Annotated in this window: 27 protein-coding genes; 9 read left to right on the top strand and 18 right to left on the bottom strand. The window is 45.7% G+C overall.

The genetic code is table 11. The features are described from left to right. The first annotated feature begins 53 nt into the window (after window positions 1-53). The gene (locus AB1I50_RS07325) at window positions 54-1,328 is read left to right on the top strand and encodes a dockerin type I repeat-containing protein (RefSeq protein WP_407723386.1); all 1,275 of its coding nucleotides are present in this window, start codon (window positions 54-56) and stop codon (window positions 1,326-1,328) included. A 103-nt stretch (window positions 1,329-1,431) separates the two neighbouring features. Here the strand turns inward: AB1I50_RS07325 and AB1I50_RS07320 are convergent, their stop codons facing one another. From AB1I50_RS07320 to guaB, 6 genes are all read right to left on the bottom strand, one after another. After that, window positions 1,432-1,623, bottom strand: coding sequence for a hypothetical protein (locus AB1I50_RS07320; RefSeq protein ID WP_407723385.1), 192 nt, complete (start codon window positions 1,621-1,623; stop codon window positions 1,432-1,434). A 132-nt stretch (window positions 1,624-1,755) separates the two neighbouring features. Continuing rightward, the gene (locus tag AB1I50_RS07315) at window positions 1,756-2,526 is read right to left on the bottom strand and encodes an ABC transporter permease (RefSeq protein WP_407723384.1); all 771 of its coding nucleotides are present in this window, start codon (window positions 2,524-2,526) and stop codon (window positions 1,756-1,758) included. Further along, a complete protein-coding gene (locus AB1I50_RS07310; RefSeq protein WP_407723383.1) occupies window positions 2,523-3,410 on the bottom strand; it encodes an ATP-binding cassette domain-containing protein in 888 nt (295 codons plus the stop codon). Before AB1I50_RS07310 ends, AB1I50_RS07315 begins: the two co-directional genes overlap by 4 nt. A 142-nt stretch (window positions 3,411-3,552) precedes the next feature. Next, window positions 3,553-4,707: a fibronectin type III domain-containing protein gene (locus tag AB1I50_RS07305; RefSeq protein WP_407723382.1), complete on the bottom strand. Its 1,155-nt coding sequence runs from the start codon at window positions 4,705-4,707 to the stop codon at window positions 3,553-3,555. A 132-nt stretch (window positions 4,708-4,839) separates the two neighbouring features. Then, on the bottom strand, window positions 4,840-5,790 hold the full coding sequence (locus AB1I50_RS07300; RefSeq protein WP_407723381.1) for an ROK family protein: 951 nt from the start codon (window positions 5,788-5,790) through the stop codon (window positions 4,840-4,842). Window positions 5,791-5,929: 139 nt separating this feature from the next. Next, window positions 5,930-7,411: an IMP dehydrogenase gene (gene guaB / locus AB1I50_RS07295; RefSeq protein ID WP_407723380.1), complete on the bottom strand. Its 1,482-nt coding sequence runs from the start codon at window positions 7,409-7,411 to the stop codon at window positions 5,930-5,932. 226 nt (window positions 7,412-7,637) lie between these two features. Between guaB and AB1I50_RS07290 the strand changes: the two genes are divergently transcribed. Both AB1I50_RS07290 and AB1I50_RS07285 read left to right on the top strand, forming a co-directional pair. After that, window positions 7,638-8,420, top strand: a complete 783-nt coding sequence (locus AB1I50_RS07290) for a hypothetical protein (RefSeq protein WP_407723379.1) — start codon at window positions 7,638-7,640, stop codon at window positions 8,418-8,420. A 2-nt stretch (window positions 8,421-8,422) separates the two neighbouring features. Then, the gene (locus AB1I50_RS07285) at window positions 8,423-9,214 is read left to right on the top strand and encodes an alpha/beta fold hydrolase (protein WP_407723378.1); all 792 of its coding nucleotides are present in this window, start codon (window positions 8,423-8,425) and stop codon (window positions 9,212-9,214) included. Window positions 9,215-9,259: 45 nt separating this feature from the next. Here AB1I50_RS07285 and AB1I50_RS07280 read toward each other — a convergent pair whose 3' ends face one another. The 12 genes from AB1I50_RS07280 to AB1I50_RS07225 form a co-directional block, all read right to left on the bottom strand. Next, window positions 9,260-9,970, bottom strand: a complete 711-nt coding sequence (locus AB1I50_RS07280; protein ID WP_407723377.1) for a hypothetical protein — start codon at window positions 9,968-9,970, stop codon at window positions 9,260-9,262. A 68-nt stretch (window positions 9,971-10,038) separates the two neighbouring features. Continuing rightward, window positions 10,039-12,546 (bottom strand): DNA gyrase subunit A, encoded by a 2,508-nt coding sequence (gene gyrA / locus AB1I50_RS07275; protein ID WP_407723376.1) that lies wholly within the window; start codon window positions 12,544-12,546, stop codon window positions 10,039-10,041. Between the two features lie 37 nt (window positions 12,547-12,583). Continuing rightward, window positions 12,584-13,015 (bottom strand): acyl-CoA thioesterase, encoded by a 432-nt coding sequence (locus AB1I50_RS07270; RefSeq protein ID WP_407723375.1) that lies wholly within the window; start codon window positions 13,013-13,015, stop codon window positions 12,584-12,586. Window positions 13,016-13,030: 15 nt separating this feature from the next. Then, a complete protein-coding gene (gene gyrB / locus AB1I50_RS07265) occupies window positions 13,031-15,004 on the bottom strand; it encodes a DNA topoisomerase (ATP-hydrolyzing) subunit B (protein ID WP_407723374.1) in 1,974 nt (657 codons plus the stop codon). Window positions 15,005-15,027: 23 nt separating this feature from the next. Further along, window positions 15,028-15,339, bottom strand: coding sequence for a hypothetical protein (locus AB1I50_RS07260; RefSeq protein WP_407723373.1), 312 nt, complete (start codon window positions 15,337-15,339; stop codon window positions 15,028-15,030). Between the two features lie 5 nt (window positions 15,340-15,344). Continuing rightward, a complete protein-coding gene (locus AB1I50_RS07255) occupies window positions 15,345-16,103 on the bottom strand; it encodes a hypothetical protein (RefSeq protein WP_407723372.1) in 759 nt (252 codons plus the stop codon). Between the two features lie 37 nt (window positions 16,104-16,140). Beyond that, window positions 16,141-16,392: an extracellular matrix regulator RemB gene (remB, locus tag AB1I50_RS07250; RefSeq protein WP_407723371.1), complete on the bottom strand. Its 252-nt coding sequence runs from the start codon at window positions 16,390-16,392 to the stop codon at window positions 16,141-16,143. 3 nt (window positions 16,393-16,395) lie between these two features. Then, window positions 16,396-17,505, bottom strand: a complete 1,110-nt coding sequence (recF, locus tag AB1I50_RS07245) for a DNA replication/repair protein RecF (RefSeq protein WP_407723370.1) — start codon at window positions 17,503-17,505, stop codon at window positions 16,396-16,398. After that, window positions 17,506-17,718 (bottom strand): RNA-binding S4 domain-containing protein, encoded by a 213-nt coding sequence (locus AB1I50_RS07240; protein WP_407723369.1) that lies wholly within the window; start codon window positions 17,716-17,718, stop codon window positions 17,506-17,508. Next, window positions 17,708-18,814: a DNA polymerase III subunit beta gene (dnaN, locus tag AB1I50_RS07235; protein WP_407723368.1), complete on the bottom strand. Its 1,107-nt coding sequence runs from the start codon at window positions 18,812-18,814 to the stop codon at window positions 17,708-17,710. The genes AB1I50_RS07240 and dnaN overlap by 11 nt, the downstream gene beginning before the upstream one ends. Before the next feature lie 248 nt (window positions 18,815-19,062). Further along, window positions 19,063-20,385: a chromosomal replication initiator protein DnaA gene (dnaA, locus tag AB1I50_RS07230; protein WP_407723367.1), complete on the bottom strand. Its 1,323-nt coding sequence runs from the start codon at window positions 20,383-20,385 to the stop codon at window positions 19,063-19,065. Between the two features lie 364 nt (window positions 20,386-20,749). Beyond that, complete coding sequence (locus tag AB1I50_RS07225) at window positions 20,750-21,793, bottom strand: IS30 family transposase (RefSeq protein ID WP_407723232.1); 1,044 nt, start codon at window positions 21,791-21,793, stop codon at window positions 20,750-20,752. Window positions 21,794-22,157: 364 nt separating this feature from the next. Here AB1I50_RS07225 and rpmH point away from each other — a divergent pair, with 364 nt between their 5' ends. The 6 genes from rpmH to mnmE all read left to right on the top strand — a co-directional run bounded on the left by rpmH (window position 22,158) and on the right by mnmE (window position 26,354). Continuing rightward, entirely contained in the window at window positions 22,158-22,292 is a 135-nt protein-coding gene (gene rpmH / locus AB1I50_RS07220; protein ID WP_407723366.1) for a 50S ribosomal protein L34, read from the top strand. Between the two features lie 181 nt (window positions 22,293-22,473). Next, a complete protein-coding gene (rnpA, locus tag AB1I50_RS07215; protein ID WP_407723365.1) occupies window positions 22,474-22,815 on the top strand; it encodes a ribonuclease P protein component in 342 nt (113 codons plus the stop codon). A gap of 28 nt (window positions 22,816-22,843) precedes the next feature. Further along, window positions 22,844-23,068, top strand: coding sequence for a membrane protein insertion efficiency factor YidD (gene yidD, locus AB1I50_RS07210; RefSeq protein ID WP_407723364.1), 225 nt, complete (start codon window positions 22,844-22,846; stop codon window positions 23,066-23,068). A gap of 15 nt (window positions 23,069-23,083) precedes the next feature. Further along, on the top strand, window positions 23,084-24,076 hold the full coding sequence (locus AB1I50_RS07205; RefSeq protein WP_407723363.1) for a YidC/Oxa1 family membrane protein insertase: 993 nt from the start codon (window positions 23,084-23,086) through the stop codon (window positions 24,074-24,076). 39 nt (window positions 24,077-24,115) lie between these two features. Continuing rightward, window positions 24,116-24,907, top strand: coding sequence for an RNA-binding cell elongation regulator Jag/EloR (jag, locus tag AB1I50_RS07200; RefSeq protein WP_407723362.1), 792 nt, complete (start codon window positions 24,116-24,118; stop codon window positions 24,905-24,907). A gap of 76 nt (window positions 24,908-24,983) precedes the next feature. Next, the gene (mnmE, locus tag AB1I50_RS07195) at window positions 24,984-26,354 is read left to right on the top strand and encodes a tRNA uridine-5-carboxymethylaminomethyl(34) synthesis GTPase MnmE (protein WP_407723361.1); all 1,371 of its coding nucleotides are present in this window, start codon (window positions 24,984-24,986) and stop codon (window positions 26,352-26,354) included. The last annotated feature ends 6 nt before the right edge of the window (window positions 26,355-26,360 follow it).

Raw genomic sequence — 26,360 nt, 5'->3', positions numbered from 1 at the left:
ATGATATAATCAAAATTAACCAAAAATCATCAAATTTCGACAGTGGAGATAATATGACTAAACGGTTTATTTGCATTATACTCATTCTTTTATGTCCGGCTTCATTTTTTATCGGCGCTGCATGGGCGGACAGCACCGCTTTGTTCAGCGAGCTCGGCAACTGTAAATATATTTACACTTACAGCGGCAGGAATAACGCCTATTTTTACGGATACACAAACACCACGCTATACTCTGCAAGGGCTGTTCCGACAGCAAATCTTCGTTATGTCAACACAGACGGTTGTATAAGGGCGGTCTGCCACGACGAGAGTAACGCTTATGCGCTTTTTGACGGCAACAACTGTTATAAAATTGTACGTATGAATATGGACAGCGGCGCGTGCGATTACGTTACAATTACCGGCTCGGAAAGTATCTCCAACCGTTCGTTTGCGGTATCGGGAAGCGAGATTTTTATTCTGCAAAAGAGCAATTCATATCCGTACGTGAAAAGCTATAATTTCAGCGGCAAGGCGCTTTATTCATATACTTTTTCCAAAGGAGTTGACCGCCTGTTCTTCAACGGCTCAAACGCCTATGCGCGTTCCGTTTCGGGCGAAATTTTCAGGCTTTCGGGCGGCAGCAAAACAAAATGCGCCGACCTTGAAGCGTACACGGATTTTTCCGACGCAGGCTGCGGTTATATTCTCACAAGCGGCGGCAGACTTGTTTCGCTCGGCAGCGGCGATGTCGAATATCCGCGCTGCGATTACGCTGTGAGGACCAGCCAAAATTCCTTTAAGCTGTGCGGAAACACCCTGAGCTTTACGGGCGGAGATGTAAGCGTAAGCTCGGCAAAGCTGATGTGCGCCGCAGGACAGACCGCGGCTGTGCTAGGAACCGACAACCGCTGCACAACGTTCAATGCAAGTCAAAATAAAAGCAATCCGCAAGCTTCCCAAAGCGGTTCAAAAAGCTCGAACCTCAAAATTTCCGACGGAGTTGCAGTGGGAATTGACGCGGAAATTACCGTTACTCAGGCAAAGGAGAAGTTTCCCGAAATCGCAGAGCTTTACGATTTTGACGGAAACAAAATCACCTCGGGCAAGCTGAAAACAGGATATTACGCGCTTATCGGCGGCACAAAATATCCGGTTGCGATACGGGGCGACGTCAACGGTACGGGTACGCTCAACCGCTCCGATTTGGTTGATTTGATGGACGCGATTATCGAAAAAATCACGCTTTCCCCTTGCCGGAGCAAGGCGGCGGATTTTAACCTTGACGGAAAGATTAACACGCAAGACCTTGTGCTCCTCGGGCTGAGGATAAAGGGCGAGATTTAATCAAACAACAAAACCGCGGCGGTAATCGTCGCGGCATTTGTTGTTCATTTTTCTCTATTATAATCCGGAAATCCCTCTGTCAAGGATAAAAAACTCAGTTTGATTATATAAACATATAATCAGCGTCATACTCCTTTGCAACCGGTTCGTCAAAAATCTGAACCTGCGAGGAAGTGTTCTGTTCGGGCAGCCCTGAGCTGTCCTTTTTCGGTTTAATGCTTTTTTCTGTAACTGCCTTTGCGGCTGAGGCGGCAACTGCCGCTGCTCCAATCGAGAGTATTAAAAGCTTAATCATTTTTATTCCTCCTTTGATTGAACTGTGTATATTTTAGCACACGCACTATGACAAAACCTTAACAAATTCCGTAACTTTTAAAAATAATTTTAAAAAATTATTGCGGCGTCGTCTGACGCCGCGTTTTGTTATTTATTTTACGTCACGCTTTTTGAAGGTGATATATGTCAAAATTACAAATACCGCGATGAACGCCGCGCCCACAACAATAGCGTTTACTACGAGCTCGTTGTTTACAACGCTTACGCTGTTCATAAGCGCGTCGGGCATAAAGCTGCCGAAATCAAAATCGTTTATCTTAAACACGTTTGCTACAAGTGTGTTGACGCCCAAATACGCAAGCGAAAGCGCGTTTAGTGAAAGCACAACGCCGATGATTGTCGCGAGGGTTTTGTTTCTGATGCCCACCGCGAAGAAAAGCAAAATCGAGCAGAGCGCCATTGACAAAAACCACTTAAGCAAAAGCGTGAGAATTCCGCTCATAACCGCCGCGTCAGCGGTAATCTGACCTGCGATTAAAGTGCCGAGAAGGCTTGAAATTACGCCTACGATAAAGAAAATCAGGTTGTGAATTCCTACGGCGATAAACTTTGCGATTACGATTTTTCCTCTGTCGCCAACCTGTCCGGCGATGTTCTTGATAAATCCGCCCGAGTAATCAAGCGACATAAAAGAAACCGCCGAAACAAAAACGATTATCATTAAAAGCGAAAGCCCGAACGGCTGAGCGAGCACAGACGACAGCGGTGTTGCCTCAACCGGCATATTTGGCACGAACAGCTTGGGAAGCATTTGCGCGCCAAGCGAAAAGAGTAAATTAGCCGCAAAAGCTACCGCGAGCAATATCATAAACAGCTTTGAAGTTCTGAGCTTGTAGCACTCCATTTTTATCAAATTCATCATTTTCTCTTTCCCCCTGTAAGGCTGAGGTAATAGTCCTCAAGCGAAATGTTTGTTTTATGAATTTCATTCACCTCAAATCCGCCGTTAACGAGCATTTTGTTAATCTCGGCGGTTTGGTCAAGACATTCGTTAATTCTGATTGTGTCGCCCTTGATATCGACGTCGCTGATACCCATCGACTTTATCATCTCAACCGCCTTGACGTTGTCGTTGGTGTGAACCGTAACGTACCTGCCGCAGCGCTGTTCAAGCTCCTCATTAGTAAACTCGTCAATAAGCTCGCCGTTGTTGATAATTCCGTAGGAATCCGCGAGCTTTCCGAGCTCGTCGAGAATATGGCTTGAAATCATAATTGTGATTTTCTTTTCGTCCCTGAGCTTTTCGAGGGTTTCCCTGACCTCGGCAATACCCTGTGGATCGAGGCCGTTAATCGGCTCGTCAAGTACGATGAACTTCGGGTTGCCCGTAAGCGCCAAGGCGATACCCAAGCGCTGGCGCATACCGAGCGAGAAAGAGCCTGCCGGCTTTTTGCCTGTATAGGAAAGTCCGACGATATCCAAAAGCTCGTTTACATATTCCTTTTTATAACAGCCCATCGCTATGCACTTGATTTTGATGTTGTCAAACGCCGAGCGGTTCGGGTAAATTCCGGGGCTTTCAATCAACACGCCGATTCCGTTATCGCTATTTCCGTTGTATTTGAAGCTGCCCTCTGTCGGGCTTGACAGACCGCTGAGCATTCTCATAATTGTTGTTTTGCCTGCTCCGTTTCTTCCGATAAGTCCGTAAATCTCTCCTTCGGGAATGTGAATATTGATGTTTCCCGCGGCAACCTTGTCGCCGTATTTCTTTGTGAGATTGTCGGTTGTTAAAATGTATCTCATAAATTTCTCTCCTTTTTCGTTTGATTGCAAGCACATTATAACATACAAACCCTAACAAAACACTTACAAATTTTGTAATTATCCAAATTTTTTCACAAATACAAAAAGCCAAGCGGTTTTTACTCGCTTGGCTTTTTGTATTTTAATCAATATAATGGCTTGCGGCGTCAGACCACGGCCCTGCTACACATCCGTTTACCGGACACACCTGCGTAATATACGTCGCTCCCTTTGTGGGGTTGACTACATTATAATAACGTGAGGTGGTTGTGCGGTAGTTCCACGCGCTGTCGGTTGTCCGCTTAAACGCCACCTTGTACGCCGTCGCGCCCTTAATGAAATTCCAGTTTATATTCAGGCGGCTTGCGTTGCTGTTCATATTTGTAACCGTCGGCTTGAACAGTGTGGTGACCTTTTTGGTATCGCTCCACTGACCGTACGCCGTGCTCTTTCCGACCGTATAATACGGACTGACCTGATAATAATAAACCGCTCCTGCCGCGACGTTTTTATCGTTGAAGCTTGTGGCTTTTGTGTAGTAGTAGGTGTAGTTTTTGTCGCCTGCTTTTTTCTTGGCTATTGCGTAGCCTTGAACATTTTCGGCTTCGAGCCAATTCAGCGTAACCGTACCGTTGGCGTTGTACTTGCAGGTGTGGTATGTCCTCGGGACAAAGGTATACGAGCTTACCCGTGAAAATCCTCCGGTAAAGTCGTTTAGCCCGAGCGATTGAACCTGAACATAATACATCTCGCCAGGTTCAAGATCCTCGATGTTCATATAATTATGATATGTCAAATCGTAAAGCCACTCGCTTGATTTTGTCTTGATGTATACTACATATCTCTGTGCGTTTGGGGCTTTATCCCAGTTTATATTAAAGCCCGTTTCGTAGTTGCGGATTCTGACGTTTGCAGGCGCCGAAGGCGCAGGAACAACCGTGATGAAGCAATCGGCTGTTCGTACATACGGAGCGGCGGAGGTATACGCCTTTACGGTAATGGTTACCTTTGTTGTGCCCTGCTTTTTGGCGTAGATATTCATACCGCCCTTTCCGTCGCCCTTCACATCGACAATATCGGGATTGGATGTGGTAATGTTCTCATAAAAAACGTTGGTGTATTTTAGCTCCATATACATGTACATCGACTGTCCGGTGTGCATTGTGTAGCTGTTTGACGCGCCGATTAAGCAATTATCCTCTCCGGTTTCTGCCGCCGAAGCAGGAAAAATCATAACGCTTGACAATATCAAAATCAGCGCCATTATAGCGGATGTAATTTTTATGCCTTTTTTCATAACAAAGCCTCCTTGTCTATAATTGATAGACTAATCTGCCACCTATAGTCTATCATCAATAGACAACAATGTCAAGGGGGTATTTAAAAAGAAAAGTCCGACACAAATATGCCGGACTTTAAGTTTAATTTATCAGTCGAGGAAAGCCGCGCCGATAATTCCTGCGTCGTTTGCGAGGGTGCAGGTGCAAAGCTTTGTCTGCTTGTCGTTGTGCTTGGTGTAGCGCTCCTCCTCGATAATCTTTCTGAGCGGACTGAGCAGGTTTTCGCCCTGATTTGAAATTCCGCCGCCGATGCACAGCACGTCGGGCTGGAAGATATTGATGATATTTACAAGGCCTGTCGCGAGGTAGCCGAAGTACTCGTCGAGAACCTCCTGAGCGTCGGGATCGCCTGCCGCCGCAGCGTCAAAGGCGGTTTTGCCGTTAACCTTGTTGATGTCGCCGTCGCACTGCTTTAGCATATAGCTGTAGTCGAGCTTACCGGAGAGAATTTTCTGCTTTGTCAGGTTGATAAGACCTGTCGCGGAAGCGTAAGCCTCCCAGCAGCCCTTTCTTCCGCAGCCGCACTCCTTGCCGTCCTTTACGATTACCATATGGCCGAGCTCCGCGCCTGCGTAGTTTGAGCCGCTGTAGATTTTGCCGTCAATGATAATTCCACCGCCTACGCCAGTGCCGAGGGTGATGGCAACGGCATTTTTAGCGCCCTTTGCGCTGCCTGCGAGGTATTCACCGAGAGCCGCGGCGTTAGCGTCGTTCTCTATAATAACCTTTGTGCCCAGCCTTTCCTCCATCATCTTAACAACTTCCCAGTTGTGGAAGAAAAGGTTTGCCGAATACTCGATTACGCCGGTTTTGGGGTTAACAGCGCCCGGTACGCCGATACCGATGCTCTCAACATCCTCCATTGTAATGCCTGCCTTTGCGACTGCCTTTTTGGCAACCTCAGCCATGCTGTCACAAATCTCGCTTTCGGGACGCGGAACGTTAGTCTTGCAGCTTGCTCTCGCCACAATCTTATAATCCTTGTTTACCAAGCCCGCAACGATGTTTGTACCGCCGAGGTCAATACCTAATCTATACATAACAACACTCCTTATGATTTTTTATTTATAATCATAATAACATAAAAATATGAGTAAATCAATAAAATATAAGTATATTTTGACAGTTTTTAAAATATAAAAGCAGGGGCAGTCTGCGACCGTCCCTGCAAAAGCTTTATTATGAGAAATTATATGAATAGTTGGGAGCTTCCTTGGTGATTTGAATGTCGTGCGGATGGCTCTCTCTGAGGCCAGCACCCGAGATGTGAACAAAGTGAGCCTTCTCGTGAAGCTCTGCGATTGTTGCGCATCCGGTGTAGCCCATACCTGCCTTTAAACCGCCCATAAGCTGATAAACCGTGTCTGAGAGAAGTCCCTTGTAAGGTACTCTGCCCTCAACGCCCTCGGGAACAAACTTACGGTTGCTCGCCTGGAAGTAACGGTCTGCGCTGCCCTTGCCCATAGCGCCGAGGCTGCCCATTCCGCGGTAAACCTTGAACTGTCTGCCCTGATAAATCTCTTTATCTCCGGGGCTTTCCTCACAGCCTGCAACGAGCGAGCCTACCATAACAACGCTTCCGCCTGCCGCGAGAGCCTTTACGATGTCGCCGCTGTACTTGATACCGCCATCGGCGATTACGGGAATTCCGTACTTTAAAGCCTCGCAAGCCGCGTCGTAAATTGCTGTAATCTGCGGTACGCCGATACCTGCTACAATTCTGGTTGTGCAGATTGAACCCGGGCCGATACCTACCTTAACAGCGTCCGCGCCGGCGTCGATAAGCGCCTTTGCGGCTTCGGCTGTCGCGATATTTCCGGCAACAAGAGGAAGATTCGGGTATGCCTGCTTAACTCTGGCAACCGAGTTAACAACGTTTGAGTTATGGCCGTGAGCCGAGTCGAGAACTACAACATCAACACCTGCCTCAATCAGAGCCGCTACTCTGTCGAGCACGTCGGCGGTTGCGCCGATAGCCGCGCCGCAGAGGAGTCTGCCCTTGTCATCACGCGCGGAGTTGGGGTACTGAACGCTCTTTTCGATATCCTTGATTGTGATTAAGCCCTTGAGCGAGCCGCTGTTGTCAACAATCGGGAGCTTTTCGATTTTGTGCTCGCGAAGAATTGACTGAGCCTGCAAAAGAGTTGTGCCGACGGGTGCGGTAACGAGGTTTTCCTTTGTCATAACCTTTGAAATCGGCTGAGAGAAATCCTCGGCTGTCATAAAGCGCATATCGCGGTTTGTAATAATGCCGATCAGCTTGCCGTCGGTGCAAATCGGAACGCCCGAAATTTTGTACTTGCCCATGAGCGCGTCGGCGTCACGGACGGTGTTTTCGGGAGATAGGAAAAACGGATTTACGATAACGCCGTTTTCGCTTCTCTTAACGCGGTCTACCATATCCGCCTGTCTTTCGATGGGCATATTCTTGTGGATAATGCCCACGCCGCCCTCACGCGCGATGGCAATTGCCATTTCGGTTTCGGTTACGGTGTCCATAGCCGCGGTCATAAGTGGAGTATTGAGCTTGATTGTCTTTGTCAGGTTTGTTGAAACAGATACGTTTTTCGGCTCGACGTTTGATTCGCCGGGGATAAGAAGGACGTCGTCAAAGGTAAGTCCCTCTTTGCCGAATTTGTCGTTGAAATTTGTGTTCAGCATACTTTCTTCCTCCATCCATTACATATATTTAAACTTAATTATATCAAAAAAATACTCTATTGGCAACACTATTTTTGCGTTATTTAAGTCTTTTTGAGTATTTGCGGCGAATTTTGTCAGAACTAATGCGGCAAAAGCGCTTTCCGACTTTTTTCATATTGACATTTTTTTCATATAATTATAAAATTAATATGACTTATTTTTAGATTAGAAAGGCTATGTTAATATGAAAACTCTGATTAAAATATTATGTGCTGTTTTGGTTTTGTCATCCGCCGCGGTTTTTGCAGGCTGCGGAGAAAACAACGACCTTGTGGCGTCTACCGTGGCTGTTGAGGAGACCACCGACGACAGCAAGATGAATATTTCTGAGCAGGCGGACATCAGCAAGCTTCACGCAATTAATTACGAAGGCGACGAATTTGCAGGCTACTGGCAGATTACCGATGGTGAAGGCTCGCAGTTCAAGAGCTTTGTTTACGCCTTTGACGGAAAAGGCAAGGCTTACCTTATTATCGGCACAACAGGATATATTGAAAACTACAAGGCTGAGACCAAGACCGACGACAGCGGAAGTTCGTATAAGGCGGTTACTGTTCAGCTTATGTTCGGAATAAACGGCGTTTATAAATACGAATTTTCCGAGGACAAATCCACCCTTACTCTCACAAACACTTCGGGCGGAAAAACCACTACGCTCAAAAAGATGGCTACGTTTTCATTTGTTCCTATCCCCGACCCCGAGCCTGTTATTGACGAAAAGCTGCTCGGCGCGTGGAAGGATGACAACGGCGAGTATTACTACTTTGACAAGAGCGGAATTATGTACAACACAATGAACGGCATAAACTTTACCTTTGCAAAGTACTCCGCGAAGGACGGCAAGGTCACCTCGGTTTTCACAACCAACAAAGAGGAAACCAACACCGTTGACTATTCGGTTGACGGCGATACGCTCACATACAACAAATTTAAGTTCAAGAAAATTGCGGTTGACGAGCTGGTATAATTATGGCTGTTAAAATTGAAACGGTAAACACCGCTGAATTTAAAATGAAATATTTTAAGTTCGGCTGCGGAGAGCAGACTGTGGTTGTCATTCCGGGGCTGAGCCTGAAAAGCGTAATCGAATCCGCAAACGGTATTGCAAATGTATTCAAGTTGATGGGTGATAAATACACCGTGTACTTTTTCGACCGCAGAACCGACTGCGGAGAAGATTACAATGTAGAGGATATGGCTGACGATACCGCCGAGGCTCTTGATATTCTCGGGATAAGCGGCGCTTATGTTTATGGTGTTTCGCAGGGCGGAATGATAGCCCAGCTTATCGCGCTCAAACGGCCCGACCTCGTAAAAAAACTCGCGCTCGCCTCGACCACCTCGAGATTTACCGGAGATAACAGCGCTGTTATTGAAAAATGGGCTGACCTTGCGGCGAAAAAGAAAATTTTAGAGCTGATCAACTGCTTTATCGAGGCGGTTTACTCAAAGGAATTTGCCGAAAAATTCGGAGAGTTAATCAGGCAGATGTTAATCGGCGTCAGCGCCGACGAGCTGCACCGCTTTGAAATTTACGCGAGAGCCTGTAACGGCTTTGACGTATACGATAAGCTCGATAAAATCGCCTGTCCTGTTTATGCGGCAGGAGCGACAGGCGACAAGGTTTTCGGCTGTGAGCCGATAGCAGAGCTTGCGGAAAAAACAAACGCAAGACTTTATATTTATGAAAATTACAGTCACGCGGTCTATGATGAAGCGCCTGACTTTATAGAAAGACTTGTTAAATTTTTCGATGAATAATGACATAATAAAACAGCGTTGTATCAAAAGATACAGCGCTGTTTTCTACTTTTTATACTCCGTAAGCTTCCATTCTTTTTTCAATTCCGTGCTGATTGGGAAAACCCTGAACAGCATAATTCCGTTTTTGCTGTCCTCTTTATTGTCCTTGGTGCTGAGCGTAAAGACAAAGCCCTCGTACCACAGTGAATCCTCAGAACCTGTTGCAAGCTGATAAAAAACATTCTGCAGGGTGTCGATTTTGTCTGTGCCGAAGCTGCCTGCCGCCTCTGCCGCAATTGCAGCCCTGCGAAGAATATTGTCGCTGTTATTCTCTCCGCTCTCCTGCGCCATAAAGTGGCTCATCGTTGTGCCAATGCCGATATTCATCAGCTTATTGCTCTCGGTCTCGACTGTGGCGGTGATGTTTACGTTTTCATCGTCGTAGTAGTAATACTGAATTTCAACGCCGTGGTTGTCGGTTTCGGGCGTTCCCATCTTGCTCCACTTGTTCATAGTAATCAGGTCTTTGTCGCCGATTAGTTTTTTTGTGGAGTTGTAGCGTTCGGTAAATTCGGCGAGGGTAAAGGCAAAACGTTTGCCGTTTACGTTCTCGCTCGGCTCAATCGCCGTTGTCACGGGCTCGGCGTCGTCATCGACAGCGGAAATGCTCTTTGGCTGCTCAATTTTGAGCTTTGCGCCGCCCGAACAAGCCGTCAGCCCGAAAATTATTACAGCCGACAGCAGCAATGCCGTTATTCTTTTTCCTATCTTCATATACCTTACCTAAAACTTTTAATTCTCCCCCAACGCCTTGCGCATTGGGGGAGATTGCAGTTTATTAATTATTCCTCTGCAGGGGCTTCTTCTGTAGCTTCGGAATTTTCAGGAGCTTCTTCCTGCTTTTCCTCAGCTTCCTCGTCCTCGTGAGGAGCTCTTGCGACGGTTACAACCCTGTCTCCCTCGCCTGTTTTCATCAGGGTTACGCCCTTTGACGGACGCGAGCAGACTCTGATTGACTCCGCGGCAATTCTGATGATAATGCCGTCCTGCGAAATCATAATAATATCGTCATCGAGGTCAACCACCTTGATTGCGGCAACGTCGCCGTACTTTTCAACATGGTAGTTTGTTAGTCCCTTACCGCCTCGTGACTGAATACGGTAATCCTCGGGCTTTGAAAGTCTGCCGTAGCCGGTCTCGCTGACGGTCAGCACAAGTCCGCCGTCGCGTACAACGCTCATTCCGACAACCTCGTCGCCTTCCTTAAGTGAGATTGCCTTTACGCCGCGCGCGAGTCTGCCCATCGGGCGGACGTCAGTTTCCTTAAAGCGGATTGAAACGCCCTTCTTTGTGGCAACAATCACATTTGCGTTGCCGTCGGTCATTCTTACCCATGCGAGCTCGTCGCCCTCGTTGAGCTCAAGCGCGATAAGACCGCCCTTGCGCGCTGTGTTGTAGGCGTTGAGTGCAATTCGTTTGATGATACCCCTGCGGGTTACCATAATCAGGTATTTTTCCTCGTCAAACTCGGGTACTCTAATCATCGAGGTTACCTTTTCATCGTTTGAAATCGGGAGCAGGTTGGCTATATTAATGCCCTTTGACTGTCTGCTGCCCTCGGGAACCTCGTAGCATTTCAGGCGGTATACTCTGCCCTTGTCGGTAAAGAACAGAACGTAGTCGTGGGAGTTGATGATGAACATCTCGGTTGCGACGTCCTCTTCACGGCGCGACATACCTGATACTCCCCTGCCGCCTCTGCGCTGAATTTTATATGTATCTACCGCAAGGCGCTTTACATAGCCGAAGTGAGTGAGGGTAAGCACGCACTCCTCCTGCGGAATAAGATCCTCAATATCAACCTCGCCGCTGATTGCGCAAATCTCTGTGCGGCGCGGGTCGGCATACTTGTTGCGGATAGCGATAAGCTCTTCCTTGACGATTTCGAGCTTTCTGGTCTCGCTGCCGAGAATTTCGAGATAATTTTTGATTTTTTCCTGCAGAGCTGCAATTTCGTCCTCAATCTTGTGACGCTCCATATTTGTGAGCTGTCCGAGTCTCATCTGCACAATTGCCTGTGCCTGAACCTCGTCAAGACCGAAGCGCTCCATCAGCGCTGCTCTTGCTGTGGGCAAATCCTTGCTCTTTCTGATAATCGCGATAACCTCGTCGATAAAGTCAATCGCAATCTTCAAGCCTTCCAAAATATGCTCTCTGTCCTGAGCTTTTTTGAGGTCATACTCGGTACGGCGGCGGATTACATCCTCCTGGAACTCCACATAGCAGCGGAGCATATCCTTAAGGGTTAAAATCTTAGGCTGGCCGTCGACAATTGCGAGCATAATCGCGCCGAAGGTAACCTGCAGCTGGGTGAATGAGAAAAGCTGGTTGAGCACAATCTGAGGCGAAGCGTCACGCTTGATGTCAATCTCGATGTGCATACCCTTACGGTCGGAGTGATCCTCAATATTCGAGATACCCTCAATCCTCTTGTCCTTAACAAGGTTCGCGATATTTTCAATAAGCCTTGCCTTGTTAACCTTGTAAGGCAGCTCGCTTACTATAATTTTAAATCTGCCGTTCTTTGCTTCGATAATCTCGGTCTTTGCGCGGACGGTGATTTTGCCCTTACCTGTGGCGTAGGCGGCTCTGATTCCGCTTCTGCCCATGATAATTCCGCCTGTCGGAAAGTCCGGACCGGGAATACAGTCCATAAGCTCGGGCAACTCAATGTCGGGATTGTCGATATACGCACAGGCGGCGTCGATAGTCTCACCGAGATTATGCGGCGGAATTTCGGTCGCCATACCAACGGCGATACCGCTTGAACCGTTTACAAGCAGGTTTGGAAAACGGCTCGGGAGCACAACCGGCTCTTTAAGTCTGTCGTCGTAGTTTGGTACAAAGTCAACGGTGTCCTTGTCGATATCGGTGAGCATTTCCATAGAAATTTTGCTCATCTTTGCCTCGGTATATCTGTAAGCCGCCGGCGGGTCGCCGTCGACAGAACCGAAGTTTCCGTGGCCGTCTACCAGCATATATCTCATTGAGAAGTCCTGAGCGAGACGAACCATTGCGTCATAAACCGAAGCGTCACCGTGGGGGTGGTACGCACCGAGCACCGAACCTACGGTATCGGCGCATTTATGGTAAGGCTTTGAGGGCTCAAGTCCTCTCTCGTACATTGTGTAGAGAATTCTTCTGTGAACGGGCTTTAGTCCGTCGCGCACGTCGGGCAGTGCTCTGGCTACGATTACGCTCATTGAGTAATCGAGGAAGCTCTGCCTCATCTCGTTTTGCAGGTCAACGTCAATTATTCTTTTGTCATTCACTTGCTGCTCGTTGTCCATCTTATTACCTCTTTATTTCAAATCATTCAATTATAATCTAAATCTCTTTAATATTCCCGTTCAGCTTTGCGTACAGCTCGGGCAAACGCTTTTTTGCGTTGCACGGTCTAAAGGTTTTTGAGTCGATAAAGCCGTGCTCGGTTGTGCCGTAGCAGAGCTCAACCTCCTTGCCGTCGCTCTCTTTTCTCCTTACGGAATAGGAAAATTCAATCCTCGCGGCTGTCATATGAATACACCAGGTGCGGACGATAAGCTCGTCCTCATAAAGCGCAGGCTGAATAAAGTGACAGGTCAGATTAACCAGCGGAAGCATAACTCCGGCGTTTTCCAAATCAGAATAGGTTGTCCCGAACATCTTGATAAAATCGGTTCTGCCTACCTCAAACCACACGGGGTAATTTGAATGGTGGGCAATTCCCATTCTATCGGTTTCGGCGTAACGCACTGTAATGTAACTTCTTGAATGCATAATATCCTCCGAAATTTATACGTCGAGGTTTTGTACGTACTTGGCGTTTTTCTCGATGAACTCACGTCTCGGCTCAACCTTGTCGCCCATCAGGATCGTAAAGGTTTCGTCCGCCGCCTCGGCGTCGCTGAGTTCTACCCTGAGCATAAGTCTTGAATCGGGGTTCATTGTGGTCTCCCAAAGCTGTTCGGAGTCCATCTCACCGAGACCTTTGTAACGCTGAATCTCGGTTTTACCCTCAATCTGAGCCAAAATCTGGTCGCGTTCAATGTCGGAATAAGCGTATTTATGCTCCTTGCCCTTTGTAATTCTGTAAAGCGGCGGCTGAGCGATATAAACGTGTCCGGCTTCGATAAGGGGCTTCATATATCTGAAGAAGAAGGTCAGCAAAAGTGTGCGGATATGCGAGCCGTCGACATCGGCATCCGCCATGATGATAACCTTATCGTATCTGAGTTTTTCAAGGTCAAATTCGTCGCCTATACCCGTGCCGAGCGCGGTGATTACCGGCATTAATTTGTCGTTGCCGTAAACGCGGTCGATTCTCGCCTTTTCAACATTGAGCATTTTACCCCAGAGAGGAAGAATTGCCTGAATTCTTCTGTCTCTGCCGCCCTTTGCAGAGCCGCCCGCCGAGTCTCCCTCGACGATGAAAATTTCGGTTTCGCTGCTGTCGCGCGACTGGCAGTCCGCAAGCTTACCGGGAAGCTGGGCGGATTCGAGAGCGGATTTTCTCCTGACGTTCTCTCTCGCCTTTCTCGCAGCTTCACGCGCCCTTGCCGAGGCGAGAGCCTTTTCAAAGATTGCCTTTGAAACCGCGGGATTTTCCTCGAGGTAGGTCATCAGCTTGTCGCGGACAAGCTTGTCTACCATTGTTCTTACCTCTGTATTACCGAGCTTTGCCTTGGTCTGTCCCTCAAACTGGGCTTCCTTTAGCTTAACGCTGATAATCGCCGTAATACCCTCGCGGACGTCCTCGCCGCTTAGGTTTTTATCGTTATCCTTTAACTTGCCGAACTTGCGCGCGTAGTCGTTCATCACGTAGGTCAGGGCACGCTTAAAGCCTTCCTCGTGAGTACCGCCGTCGGTTGTGTGGATATTATTGGCGAAGGTCAGCAGATTTTCGTTGTAGCTTTCGTTGTACTGCATAGCGATTTCTACCGCTACGGTGTCCTCCTCGTTCTTTGAGGAAAAGTAAATTACGTCGGGATGAATAACAGCCAGCGAGCGTTTTTTGTGGATGTACTCTACAAAGCTCTTTATTCCGCCCTCATAGTGGAAGTTGTTTTTGATGATTTCTTCGGGATTGCGCTCGTCCCTGAGTTCAATGTGAACGCCTGCGTTGAGGAACGCCTGCTCTCTTAAACGTCTTTCGAGCACCGAATAATCATAGATTGTGGTTTCCTTGAATATCTCGGGGTCAGCCTTGAAGCGAACCTCTGTGCCCTTGATGTCGGACTTGCCGATTTTTTCGAGCTCGTTGATAATTTTTCCGCGCTCATAACGCTGGAAATAAATATCCTCGCCGTCGCAAACCTTAACCTCGAGCCATTCGGAAAGCGCGTTAACAACCGACGCGCCTACGCCGTGGAGACCTCCGGATACCTTGTATCCGCCGCCGCCAAACTTACCGCCTGCGTGGAGCACGGTAAATACAACGGTAACCGCAGGAAGACCTGTCTTGCTGTTTACGCCGACGGGAATTCCTCTGCCGTTATCGGTAACTCTGATGATATCGCCGGGCTCGATTACAACGTCAATTTTTGAGCAGTAGCCTGCGAGCGCTTCGTCGATTGAGTTATCAACAATTTCATAAACCAGATGATGAAGTCCTCGGGGACCGGTTGAGCCGATATACATGCCCGGACGTTTTCTTACCGCTTCAAGTCCTTCGAGAACCTGAATTTCATCCGCGCCGTATTCCTGTTCAACCTTGGTTATCTCAATGTTTTCTTCGGTTTGTTCAATATTCTTTTCTACACTATCCATAAAATCCTCCGAATATTCATTATCTACTTCTTTTCAACAAACAAAATATAGTAAGGCACGAGCGTTAACGCCAATGCCGTTAATACAACGTTAATTATAAATAGAGTTATAAGATTTACTCCTGCAAAGCCGATTAGCAGTAAATTTACCGCGATTAAAATAATCAGGTATTCGATAAACATTACAATCAGCTTTTTCTTTGAAATTTTAAATCTCTTTTTGCAGTGGTAACATTCTTGTTCTTTCTTAAAGATTAATTTTCTGACGTCGCCGTACCTGTAAATTGTCTTGCAGTGCGGACAGACAGGCAGGGACGGTAAAAACAGATTAGCCATAATTATTAAAACCTTCTGTTGGCGGAATATCTGTTATTGTCGTTTTTTTCAGTCTTTTTAGGCTCGGGAGCTTCCTCATTGCCGAAAATCTCTTCCTCGGCAGAAACGGGCTCAGCCTCGGGAGTTTCAATATAATGACGGCTCCTGTTTATCCTTGTACCCTCGGAATGAAGCTTTTTTAGAGGAGAATCCTCAGTTCCTGCGTGGTTTTCCCTAACGTCGCTTATAACCTCAACATAGGGCTTTTCCTGAGAATTAAGCTCAGTTGAATTTGAAACCAAATCCTCATTTTCCGTCTGAGTTTTAGCCGCGTTGCGCTCTGCCTTTATTTTATTAAACACGTCGTTGTTAATCTGGAACTGGTTTGAACCCTCGGCGTAGCCGATTTCGTCGTCGAGCTCGGAGATTGAGAGATTGTCGGAGTACTCAATTCCTGCACGCTTTGCTTCCATAGACTTTTGATACTTTTTAAGCGGATCGAATTTTACGAAATTCGGAGAAACAAGTCCGAAGATGATCAGCGGAATTGCCACTGCCAAAATTCCGAGCGGATTGCTCACCATATTCAGCGCAATCCATGCGGTCAAAATCACCGCAGAGATAATTGCGCAGATGATAAACACCAAAATTACCTTTTTGTTAATAAATACATGGCTTTCCTTTCCGCATCGGGAACAGACGTATTCCGCCTTTCTCCTGTAAGAAAATCTTTCCCAGTATGTAATTCTTTTTCCGCAGTACGGACATCTGTTTTTCCTGTTCATAGCTCTCTCCGTAAAATTAATTTATATACCTTCAAATTTATAAGCTCAGTTTTCTTCTCGACAAGGTTTTGGTTGAAAGCTGAGAAATATAAACGCTTGTTTTGCCTTTATCATTACAAACTACAAACGACCTCGGCAGCTCGTAGGACACGTTTATAACCTCGCCGTTTTTTTGAGCCGCCGCCAAAAAATCACGTGTCTTTTTAGAAACCGTGCAGGCGTCGATGTCAAACATCGCGACGATTTTTTCGGTATTTATTACAACGTCGTTTCCCAAATGCAAATACATATATCAGTTTTCTTCCTCTGAAATTTTGCCGTTATTCACAAGGAAAACCTTTCCCTGTTTAAGCTGTTCTTTGTTTGATTTTTCACAGCAGGTTATAAAAACCTGACAGCCTTCAAGCTCGTTTAGCAGATAGTCCTGACGGCTGTTGTCAAGCTCGGACAGTACGTCGTCGAGCAAAATTACGGGCTCCTCGCCCATTTTTTCTCTGAGTACGGCGGCTTCCGCTAGCTTTAGCGACAATACAGCGCTCCGCTGCTGTCCCTGAGAGGCAAACGACTTTGCGTTTTTGCCGTTTATGATAACCTCAACGTCGTCGCGGTGAGGTCCTGCAAGCGTTACTCCGCAGGCAATTTCGTTTTGACGGTTTGTGCTGTACTTTGAGCGCATTTTTTCTTCAATTTCTTTCACGCTGTTGCTATACTCGGCGCCTACGCTTGAAATATATTTGAGCTCGAGTTCCTCTTTATTTTTTGAAATTCCGCTGTGATACACCGCCGCCTTTTGAGTTATCATATTTACAAACTCAAGTCGCTGTTTTAAGAGCCTTGCGCCCGACATAATAATCTGGTCGTCCCAGATATCGAGCGTTGATTCGAGCGCGGGATTTCTCAGCACGTCCTTAAGCAGGGCGTTTCTCTGAGCGATAAGGCGGTTGTATTTTGAAAGCATTACCGCGTTTTTCAGCTTTTCGCGGCAGATTGCGCTGTCTATAAAATTTCTTCTCTCCCCCGGACCTCTTTTGATAAGGCTGAGATTTTCGGGAGAAAAAACAACCGCGCAGAATTTTTCTATAAGCGCGGACGAGGAGCGCTTTTCAACACCGTTGATTTTTACGTTTTTTTTCGTCGCTGAAAAACCGAGAGAAGCGTTTTGCTCCCTCTCCTGACCGTAAAACTCACATTCGAGCCGGGAAAAGTCCGTTCCCCACTTTATCATTTCACGCGCGTTAGCAGTTCTGAACGAATGGCCTCCGCAGAACAGCCAAAGCGCTTCGATGATATTTGTTTTTCCCTGTGCGTTGTCGCCGTAAATTATATTTACACCGTCGCAGGGAAAAATTTCCGCGTCGTCTAAATTTCTGAAATTTTGAAATTTTAAGCTGTTAACCTTCATTTATTCAACATTAATCAGAGTTCCGTTATACTCGGCGGTATCGCCGGGTCTCAGCTTTTTTCCGCGCATGGTGCAGACCTCGCCGTTGACCTTGACCTCGCCGTTTTGAATAACGACCTTCGCCATTCCGCCGGTATACGCCTCTCCGCTGAGCTTCAGCAAGTCCTGAAGCTTAATGTATTCTGTGTTAATTTTGATATTCTCAGTTTTCATTAGCAAGCCTCATCGGCACAACGATGCTCAAAAAGCTGTCGCCCGAAACGGGTTTTACAATAATCGGAGAAACCGGACCGTTGAGCACGAGCTTAACCTCGTCGGTGTCGGTATTCTTGAGCGCGTCGAGCATATATTTGTTGTTAAAGCCGATTTCTACGCTCTCTCCTGCGATGTCAACGTCGATAACATCCTTTGCGCTTCCGACAGCCGAGGCGCAGGAAAGTCTGATTTCGTTTTCAAGGAACTTACACCTTACGGGGCTGGGAGTTCTCTCGTTATTGAGAAGCGACATTCTCTCGACCGACTCAATCAGCTTGCGTGTAGAGATTACGAGGACGGTTTTTTCTTCCGTTGAAACCGTAGCCTTGTAGTCGATGAAAGTACCCTCGATAAGTCTTGAAATTACCCTGTAGCTCTTAACCTTAAAGGTGATGTGCCTTTGACCGATAATAATATCAACCGGCTCGTCGTCCTCGGTAAGGAGCTTCAAAATTTCGAGCTGGGTCTTGCCGGGTACAACAAAAGAATTACTGCTCTCGGTATCGACGTTCTCTTTTCTGATAGCCATTCTGTAGCCGTCGATTGCAACTATAGTAAGGGTTGAATTGTCAATTTCAAATAATGAGCCTGTGTAAATCGGCTTCGCCATATTTTCGCTTACCGCGTAAACTGTTTGGCGAATCATATCTCTTAAAACCTTTGAGCTGAGAGTGATTGAATCTGTCTGTTCAAAGTTTGGCAGGTCGGGATATTCAACGGACGACATACCCATAATTTTATAATCCGCCTGTCCGCAGGTGATATAGGTTACCATTCTGTCGTCGGTCTCGATTGTAACGACCTCCTCAGGAAGTCTTCTTACGATATCGAGGAACAGCCTTGCGCCGATTACGATTTCTCCCTCTTTAATAATTGAGGCTTCGATATCGGTGGTAATTCCGATTTCGAGGTTGTAGCCCGAGATATTGAGCTTATCTCCGTATGCCTTTACAAGTACGCCCTCAAGAGCAGGAATTGAAGATTTTGAAGAAACTGCCCTTGATACGTTTGAAACGGCAGAAACCAAATCTGTTTTAGAACAGGTAATTTTCATTTCGTATATCTCCTCTGATGATATATTCTTTTAAATTTCAGTAGTAGTAGTAGGCAGTGTTAAAATATGGAAAAGTGCCTTAAGACGGCTTGTCTGTTCGGTTTTTTTATCAACACCGTGTTATTAAAAATTTAATGAATGATGTTTATAAAATTTTAACACACGTTAACATTGACTGACAAAGTTAAACATTATCAACGTTCTGACATAATTTTCTATATTGAAAGATGTTAGTTTATAGAATAAATTTATCTGTCCTGAATGTTCTTGATTGTGTCGTCAATAAGCTCTTTTACTTTTCTGTCCTTATTAATAAGGTTCTCTACCTTTTGAATTGAGTAAATTACCGTTGAGTAGTGACGGTGACCGAACTCCTCACCGATATTTACCATAGAGAGCGTTGTAATTTGCCTTGTGATGTAGATTGCTATATGACGCGCGTTGCTGATGTTAGCGCTCTTGTTTTTCTGAGAGCGGATTTCCTCGGGAGTTACGCCGTAGGTGCGCGCAACCTCGTCAATAATTCTCTCAACCGTTACCTCGGGCGGAACGTCGTTGTTGAGAACGTCCGCGATAACCTCCTGAACGGATGTGAGAGAGGGCTTTTCATTATTAAGAAGTGATTTTGCCTTTAGCTTTTTAACAGTGCCCTCAAGCTGGCGGATATTTGCCTTTAGCTTTTTGGCTATGTACTCGCAGATTTCGTTCGACAGCTCAATGTCGACAAGCTCAGCCTTGCGCTTAATGATTGCAATTCTCGTCTCCAAATCAGGCGGCTGAATGTCGGCAATTAAGTCCTGCTCAAAGCGCGAGCGCAGACGGTCGTCAAGGGTTCTGATTTCCTTCGGCGGACGGTCTGAGGTGAGTACAATCTGCTTTCTCGCCTCGTGAAGCGCGTTAAAGGTGTGGAAGAATTCCTCCTGGGTACTCTCCTTGCCGCCGATAAACTGAACGTCGTCCACCAACAGGACGTCGGCGTGTCTGTACTTATGTCTGAACTCGCTCATCTTTGCCTGACGCAGACTTTCGATAAGCTCGTTTGTAAAGTCGTCGCCCTTGATATAGCAGATAACCATATCGGGGTTGTTCTTTTTAATCTCGTTTCCGATAGCGTAAAGCAGGTGGGTTTTTCCAAGTCCCGAGTTGCCGTACAGGAAAAGAGGATTGTATGCCTTTGACGGATTTGTTGCAACCGCAAGGCAAGCCGCGTGAGCAAATTTATTTGACGAGCCTACGATAAAGGTATCGAAGGTGTACTCATAGTTTGCGTTTGTTTCCTCGCTGATAACCTCCGGAGCAGGCGTGCTGATATTAGCTTCATCCGGAGTTTTAAGCGCGATGTTGAATTTATTGTCAAAGATAGCCTCAAACGCTTCGTTTAACAGCGGAATGTAGCATCTTTTAATAGTCTGTCTGTGAAAATCGTTCGGAACGATAAGATAAGCCGTGTTGCTTTCAAAGTCAAGGTTGAGCGGTTTAATCCTGCTGATCCATGTATTGTAAGCCACGTCCGTAATTTTTGTTTTGCAGTAGGAGCATATCAGCTCCCAAGCGTCGTTAAATGAATCCATTTTCTCCTCCACATCCTCATAGGGCATTGTTTTGCGGGTTAAGGTGATTGTGCCCGTTTTACATATTTAAATAATCAAAAATTCCTGTAGTCGCAAATTAACCCACAATAATTCCATTCTAAATAATTATACTCCAACCGCGAATAAAATGCAAGCATTTTGACTTTATTAAGAATTACATTTTAAATGTATATATAGAGAATTTTAGTTTAAAATGTCAAAACTTTTTTGAAGTATTTTGATTTTGATTTTTCCGCAAATTGCAATAGCAAGTTGAAACAAATTTAACGTTTGTAGTAGAATGTCGTGAGTTTCTTGAGAGAGGAGCGTAGCGACGAGTGAGAGAAACTCACGACGGCGCGGCTCAAGCTGCCCTGTATATCCTGTCGAGTTCCTGCTCAAAGAGTTCCTCCGGAGTATGATACCCGAGTATCTTTCTGGGCAGATTGTTGATTTTGTCAGCAAAAAAGAGGATATCATCAGCACTGTAGTCATCTATGCTCTTCCCTTTTGGAATAAATCTGCGAAGCATTTTGTTGTGACATTCATTTGTTCCTTTCTCATAGGAAGAATACGGATGAGTAAAGTACACTGAAATCCCTTTTGATTCAACCTGAGAAAGATTGGCAAACTCAGATCCGTTATCTCCGGTTATGCTCTTGAACACTTCGTTATATTTATCTCCGAATTGCTCAATTAACCCGGATAGAGCTTCGTCTATAGCTTCAGCAGAATGATCTCTTATTTTCAGCCATATTGATTCACGATGCTTACGCTCAACTATTGTCATTACCTGAGATTCACCCTCTGTTTTTCTGCCGATAACGCTGTCAATCTCCCAATGACCGAATTCTTCACGAGTATCAACATCATCAGGTCGCATTTCAATACTGTTGCCGAGATTTCGCTTGTTTTCTCGGATTCGGTTTCCTTTGGTGTTACGCTTTAGCTTTTCAGGTAAATCTATATTTTTGATATTTAGCAAACCTAAATCAACGTAGTTGTACAGCGTTTTCGTGCAAACCATTTGTTTATCAGTATACAGATGATTTGCTTTGGCGTAACCTACGCAAGCATCAAGCGACCAGCCTTCTTCACGGAATTTCTTTTCAACATACTGAAGAAAACCGACCACTTCAAGACAATTGATATTTCTGCGGCTGTTTTTGCGACGTTCAAGGTAAACTTCCTTACCCTTATCTGCTTTATATCTCGCAACCTTACCGTTATACAAATATACAGTACCTCGTTCAACTTCATTTCTGATGGTATTGTATGGTCTGCCAAGGTGTTTGGCGATAGCATAAATTGACCAACCGTCTTTAAGTCGAACCTCTATTTCGTGTCGTTCTTCTGATGTTATGTGTTGAAATTTCTTGTGCTCCGTGTTACAATTGGAATTGTCCATAGTGATGATTCCTTTCGAATTGGTGTGTGGTAACTCAATTCTACTACAGAATCGTCGCTGTGGACTCTTTTATTTTATTGTTTCAACTTCATTTTACAACGCGCGATTTTGATTTTTCAAAAATTTCAACACACTATAAGTTGTTATCAAAGTTTCAAAAATAACTATATTTAGTGGTGAATTTTTAACGGCAAAAAAAACTTGACGGATTTGATAAAATAAGCTATAATGCTATATTGCAAGGATAGGGCAGTAGGTTTATTCCTCTGCTCCGAAACCTAAAAAAGGAAGTAAAAAGCATTACATTCCACTATATTCCGATATGCTTTTTAACCTTATAATTTCGAAGGGAGGGTTTTTGAGTATGTTGAGAACATATCAGCCTAAAAAGCTTCACAGAAAAAAAGAGCACGGCTTCAGAAAGAGAATGGCTACATCTAACGGCAGAAAAGTTTTGGCGAGAAGAAGAGCTAAGGGCAGAAAAAGGTTGTCTTACTAAGGCGTTTAGTGAATAACAAACTGTAAAAGCGGATGTTTTTCATAAGCCTTGCTTTTGAACTTTTCAAAACGCAACGACTTAAAACAGCCGCATTTTATTTATATGTTGTTTATTAAATAGTCTAAAGAACGACCACTTTTAATTGTGGTCTTTCTTTAATTATATCCGCCGAGGTATTGTTATGGGTAAGTATGTTACGGTCAAGGAAAACAGAGATTTTTCGAGAATTTATAAAAGAGGAAAATCCTTTGTAAGTCCCGTGCTTGTTACCTATGTAATAAAAAACCGGTCGGATAACGTAAGATACGGCATTACTACAGGTAAAAAAATTGGCAACGCAGTAAAACGCTCAAGAGCAAGAAGAGTTATAAGAGCCTCATATTATCAACTTTATTCCAAACTCAATTCCGGCTACGATATTATTTTTGTAGCGAGAGGAAAAACGCCGTTCGTAAAATCTCAGGTTGTGTTAAGCGCAATGCAAAAGCAGCTTGAACAGGCAGGCGTTATAAGTAAAAGCTAATCCTCACGGTTATTAACGGTAGATTATTATGAAAAAAGTTTTAATGGCTTTAATCAGATTTTATCAGTCCGCAATATCTCCTTATACTAAAGCCCGCTGCATATACACCCCTACGTGTTCGCAGTACGGACTGGAGGCTATAGAGCGTTTCGGAGCGTTAAAGGGCAGCGCTCTGACAATATGGCGTTTTTTACGCTGCAATCCGTTTGCCAAGGGCGGGTACGATCCCGTCCCGGAAAAAAAGAAAAAATAACGATGAGGTAAATTTATGCAAATTTTCGGTTTTCTCGGATACTTCCTCGGATATCTGCTTTGGGCATTATTCTACGTATTTCAGAATTTCGGTATTGCGATTATTGTATTTACAATCGTAATTAAACTTGTGCTGTTCCCGTTCTCTGTAAAGCAGCAAAAGTCAATGGCAGGCACTGCAAGACTGTCAAAAAAGCAGAAGGAGCTTCAGGAAAAGTACGGCAATAACCGCCAGCTCCTTCAGGAAGAGATGAACAAGCTCTATGAAAAAGAAGGCGTAAAGCCCATGGGCGGCTGCCTTACAATGATTGTTCCGATGCTTGTTCTATTCGGCGTGTTCTACGCCGTTGCGTATCCCCTTACAAATACTCTGCACATCAACGCCGACAGCGTTAACAAGGCTGTAGCTTATATTCAGCAGATTCCCGGATACGCTTCAAGCGCAAACCCTGCTTATCAGCAGATTGCGCTCTTAAGGGTATTCCCGAACATTGCGAATACCGAAGCTATTCAGGGACTTTTCAGCGCGGCTGACATCGACAAAATCCACTTATTTTCTAACGGATTTACAATTTTCGGCGGCGTTGATCTGCTTATGGTTCCCTCGGACTTCGGCTTCTGGTCATGGTATCTTCTGTTCCCAATCCTCTGCTTTGTTTCAAACGTAGGTTCACAGTTTGTAATGCAGAGAGTGAACAAAAATCAGATGAACCAGCAGCAGGGCTGTATGAAGGTTCTTATGTACGCGCTTCCGCTTTTCTCGGCTTATATCGCCTACAGCGTACCCGCGGCTATGTCCTTCTACTGGATTATTTCGGCATTACTCAGCTTGGTACAGTCGATTATTCTTGCAAAGGTTCTCGGACCCGTTCAGCTTAACGCGAAAAGTGAAGCAAGGCACGCAGCGCTCATGTTTGAAAACGAGGCTAAGGTGCCGTATGTTTACGCGCCGCAGGAAAAGGCGGTTGCTTCGGTAAACAATAAAAATAAGAATAAGAAGAAAAAGTAAATTGTTTTTTAACCGTAAAAAACAGGAGAAGAAAATATTATGTTAAAAGAAGTTATCGGCGTCGGAGATACCGAGCTTGAGGCTCTTAACGACGCAAAAAAACAGTTGGGACTTGACGAGACCGACGATGTTGAATTTGAGCTTATTCAGAGGGCTGAGAAAAAAATGTTCGGTCTTTTCGGCGGAGCTCCCGCTAAGGTTAGAATTATCATCAAGGACACTCCCGAGGAAAAGGCTGAGAAGTTCTTGAGGGAAGTACTTGATAAAATGCAGCTCTCCTCTGTTGAGGTTGAGAAGAAGAGCGAAGAAGGCGCTGTAGAGTTTAATCTCTCGGGCGAGGACGTTGGCTTTGTAATCGGCAGAAGGGGAGAGACTCTCGACGCTCTCCAATACCTTACAAGCCTTGTTGCAAATCACAGCGAGGATCCTTATATTAAGGTTACCGTAAACACAGGTAATTACCGCGAGAAAAGAGAGAAAACTCTTGAAAGTCTCGGCAGAAAGCTTGCTTTCAAGGCTATCAAGACAGGTAAAAAGACCTCGCTTGAGCCTATGAACCCCTACGAGAGAAGAATTATCCACACCTCTGTTCAGAAGGTTAACGGTGCAATCTCTTGGAGCGAGGGAGAGGGAGCGGCAAGACACGTTGTTATCGGTCCCGACCCAAAGGTTAAGGGTAACCGCAAGGGCGGATATAACAACAACCGCAGAGGCGGTTCAAGACGTTCCTACAATTCAAACAACCGCTCAAAAAGCGCGTCTGTAAATCCCGACAGAGTTCCGCTCAATGAAGGCGGCGAAACAGGACTTTACGGAAGACTTGATAAATAAGCTTTTCAAATTATAGGAAAGCAAAATAAAACTAAAGTTAGGGCGGAGATTTTTCCGCCCTTTTAATTTAACTGCTATGAATGATAACAAAACTATTGCCGCAATAAGTACAGCCCAGGGCGAGGGCGGAGTCGGAGTAATCAGAATTTCAGGCGAGGACTCCGCTGTTATCGCTGACAGAGTTTTTAAGAATATAAATTCAAAAAAGCTTGCCGAAATGAAGGGCTATACCGCGGCTTTCGGAAAAATTATATATAATAATGAGGAGCTTGACGAGGCGGTTGCGCTTGTTTTCAAAGCTCCGCACAGCTATACCGGCGAAAATGTTGTTGAGCTTTCCTGCCACGGCGGAGTTTACATAACAAAGCAGGTTTTACGCGCCGTGCTCGACGCAGGAGCTGTTCCTGCCGAGCCGGGAGAATTTACCAAGCGCGCGTTCTTAAACGGTAAAATTGATTTGACCGAGGCGGAAGCGGTAATTGATATTATTACCGCGAAGAGCAGAGGAGCCGCGCGCTCGGCTATGTGTGTAAAGAAAGGCGTGCTAAGACGGAAAATCAGCGCGGTTAAGGATGACTTGCTGTCGCTTACCGCCCATCTTTCCGCTTGGGCGGATTATCCCGAGGAGGATATTGCCGAGGTCGATGACGATATGATTTACTCGACCTGCGACAGCGCCGTTAATGAGCTTGAAAAAATGCTCTCGACCTACGACGCCGGACAGGCGGTAAAGCAGGGAATTGACACCGTTATCGCAGGACGTCCGAATGTCGGCAAAAGCACGCTTATGAACTTGCTTTCGGGCAGTGAAAAGAGCATTGTCACCGATATTCCAGGCACGACGAGGGATATTGTCGAGGACACCGTTGTTGTAGGCGACGTCATTTTAAGGCTTAGCGATACAGCAGGATTGAGAAACACCGACGACGCGGTTGAAAAAATCGGCGTTGACCGCGCAAAGAAGCGCCTTGAACAGTGCGGACTTCTGCTCGCGGTTTTTGACAACAGTCAAACACTCAGCGAGGATGATTATAACTTGATTGAAGCCTCACAGGGCGTGCCGACTATAGCGATAATTAATAAAACTGATTTGGAAAATAAGCTTGAAATAGACAAGATAAAATCTAAGATAAGCAATATAATATATATTTCTGCCGCAAACGGAGAGGGCAAAGAGGATATTATCACCGCGGTTGAGAAGATTGCAGGCACTGCAAGGCTCAACCCCAGCGAGGGAATTCTCTCGAATGAGCGCCAGCGTGCGAATGTAAGCAACGCGCTCAAATCCGTTAAAGAGGCAAAGCAGGCGCTTGAATTGGGACTTACCTATGACGCGGTTACGGTGTCCTTAGAGGACGCAATTTCCGAGTTGCTCGAAATGACCGGAGAAAAAACAAGCGACGAAGTGCTCGACAGAGTTTTTCACAACTTCTGTGTGGGAAAATAAAGGAAG

This window comes from Ruminococcus sp. NATIVEDY161 (assembly GCF_045819895.1).
Classification (GTDB): domain Bacteria; phylum Bacillota; class Clostridia; order Oscillospirales; family Acutalibacteraceae; genus Ruminococcoides.
Note: the sequence above shows the minus strand (reverse complement) of the source record. Positions and strands in the feature narration are given on the sequence as shown.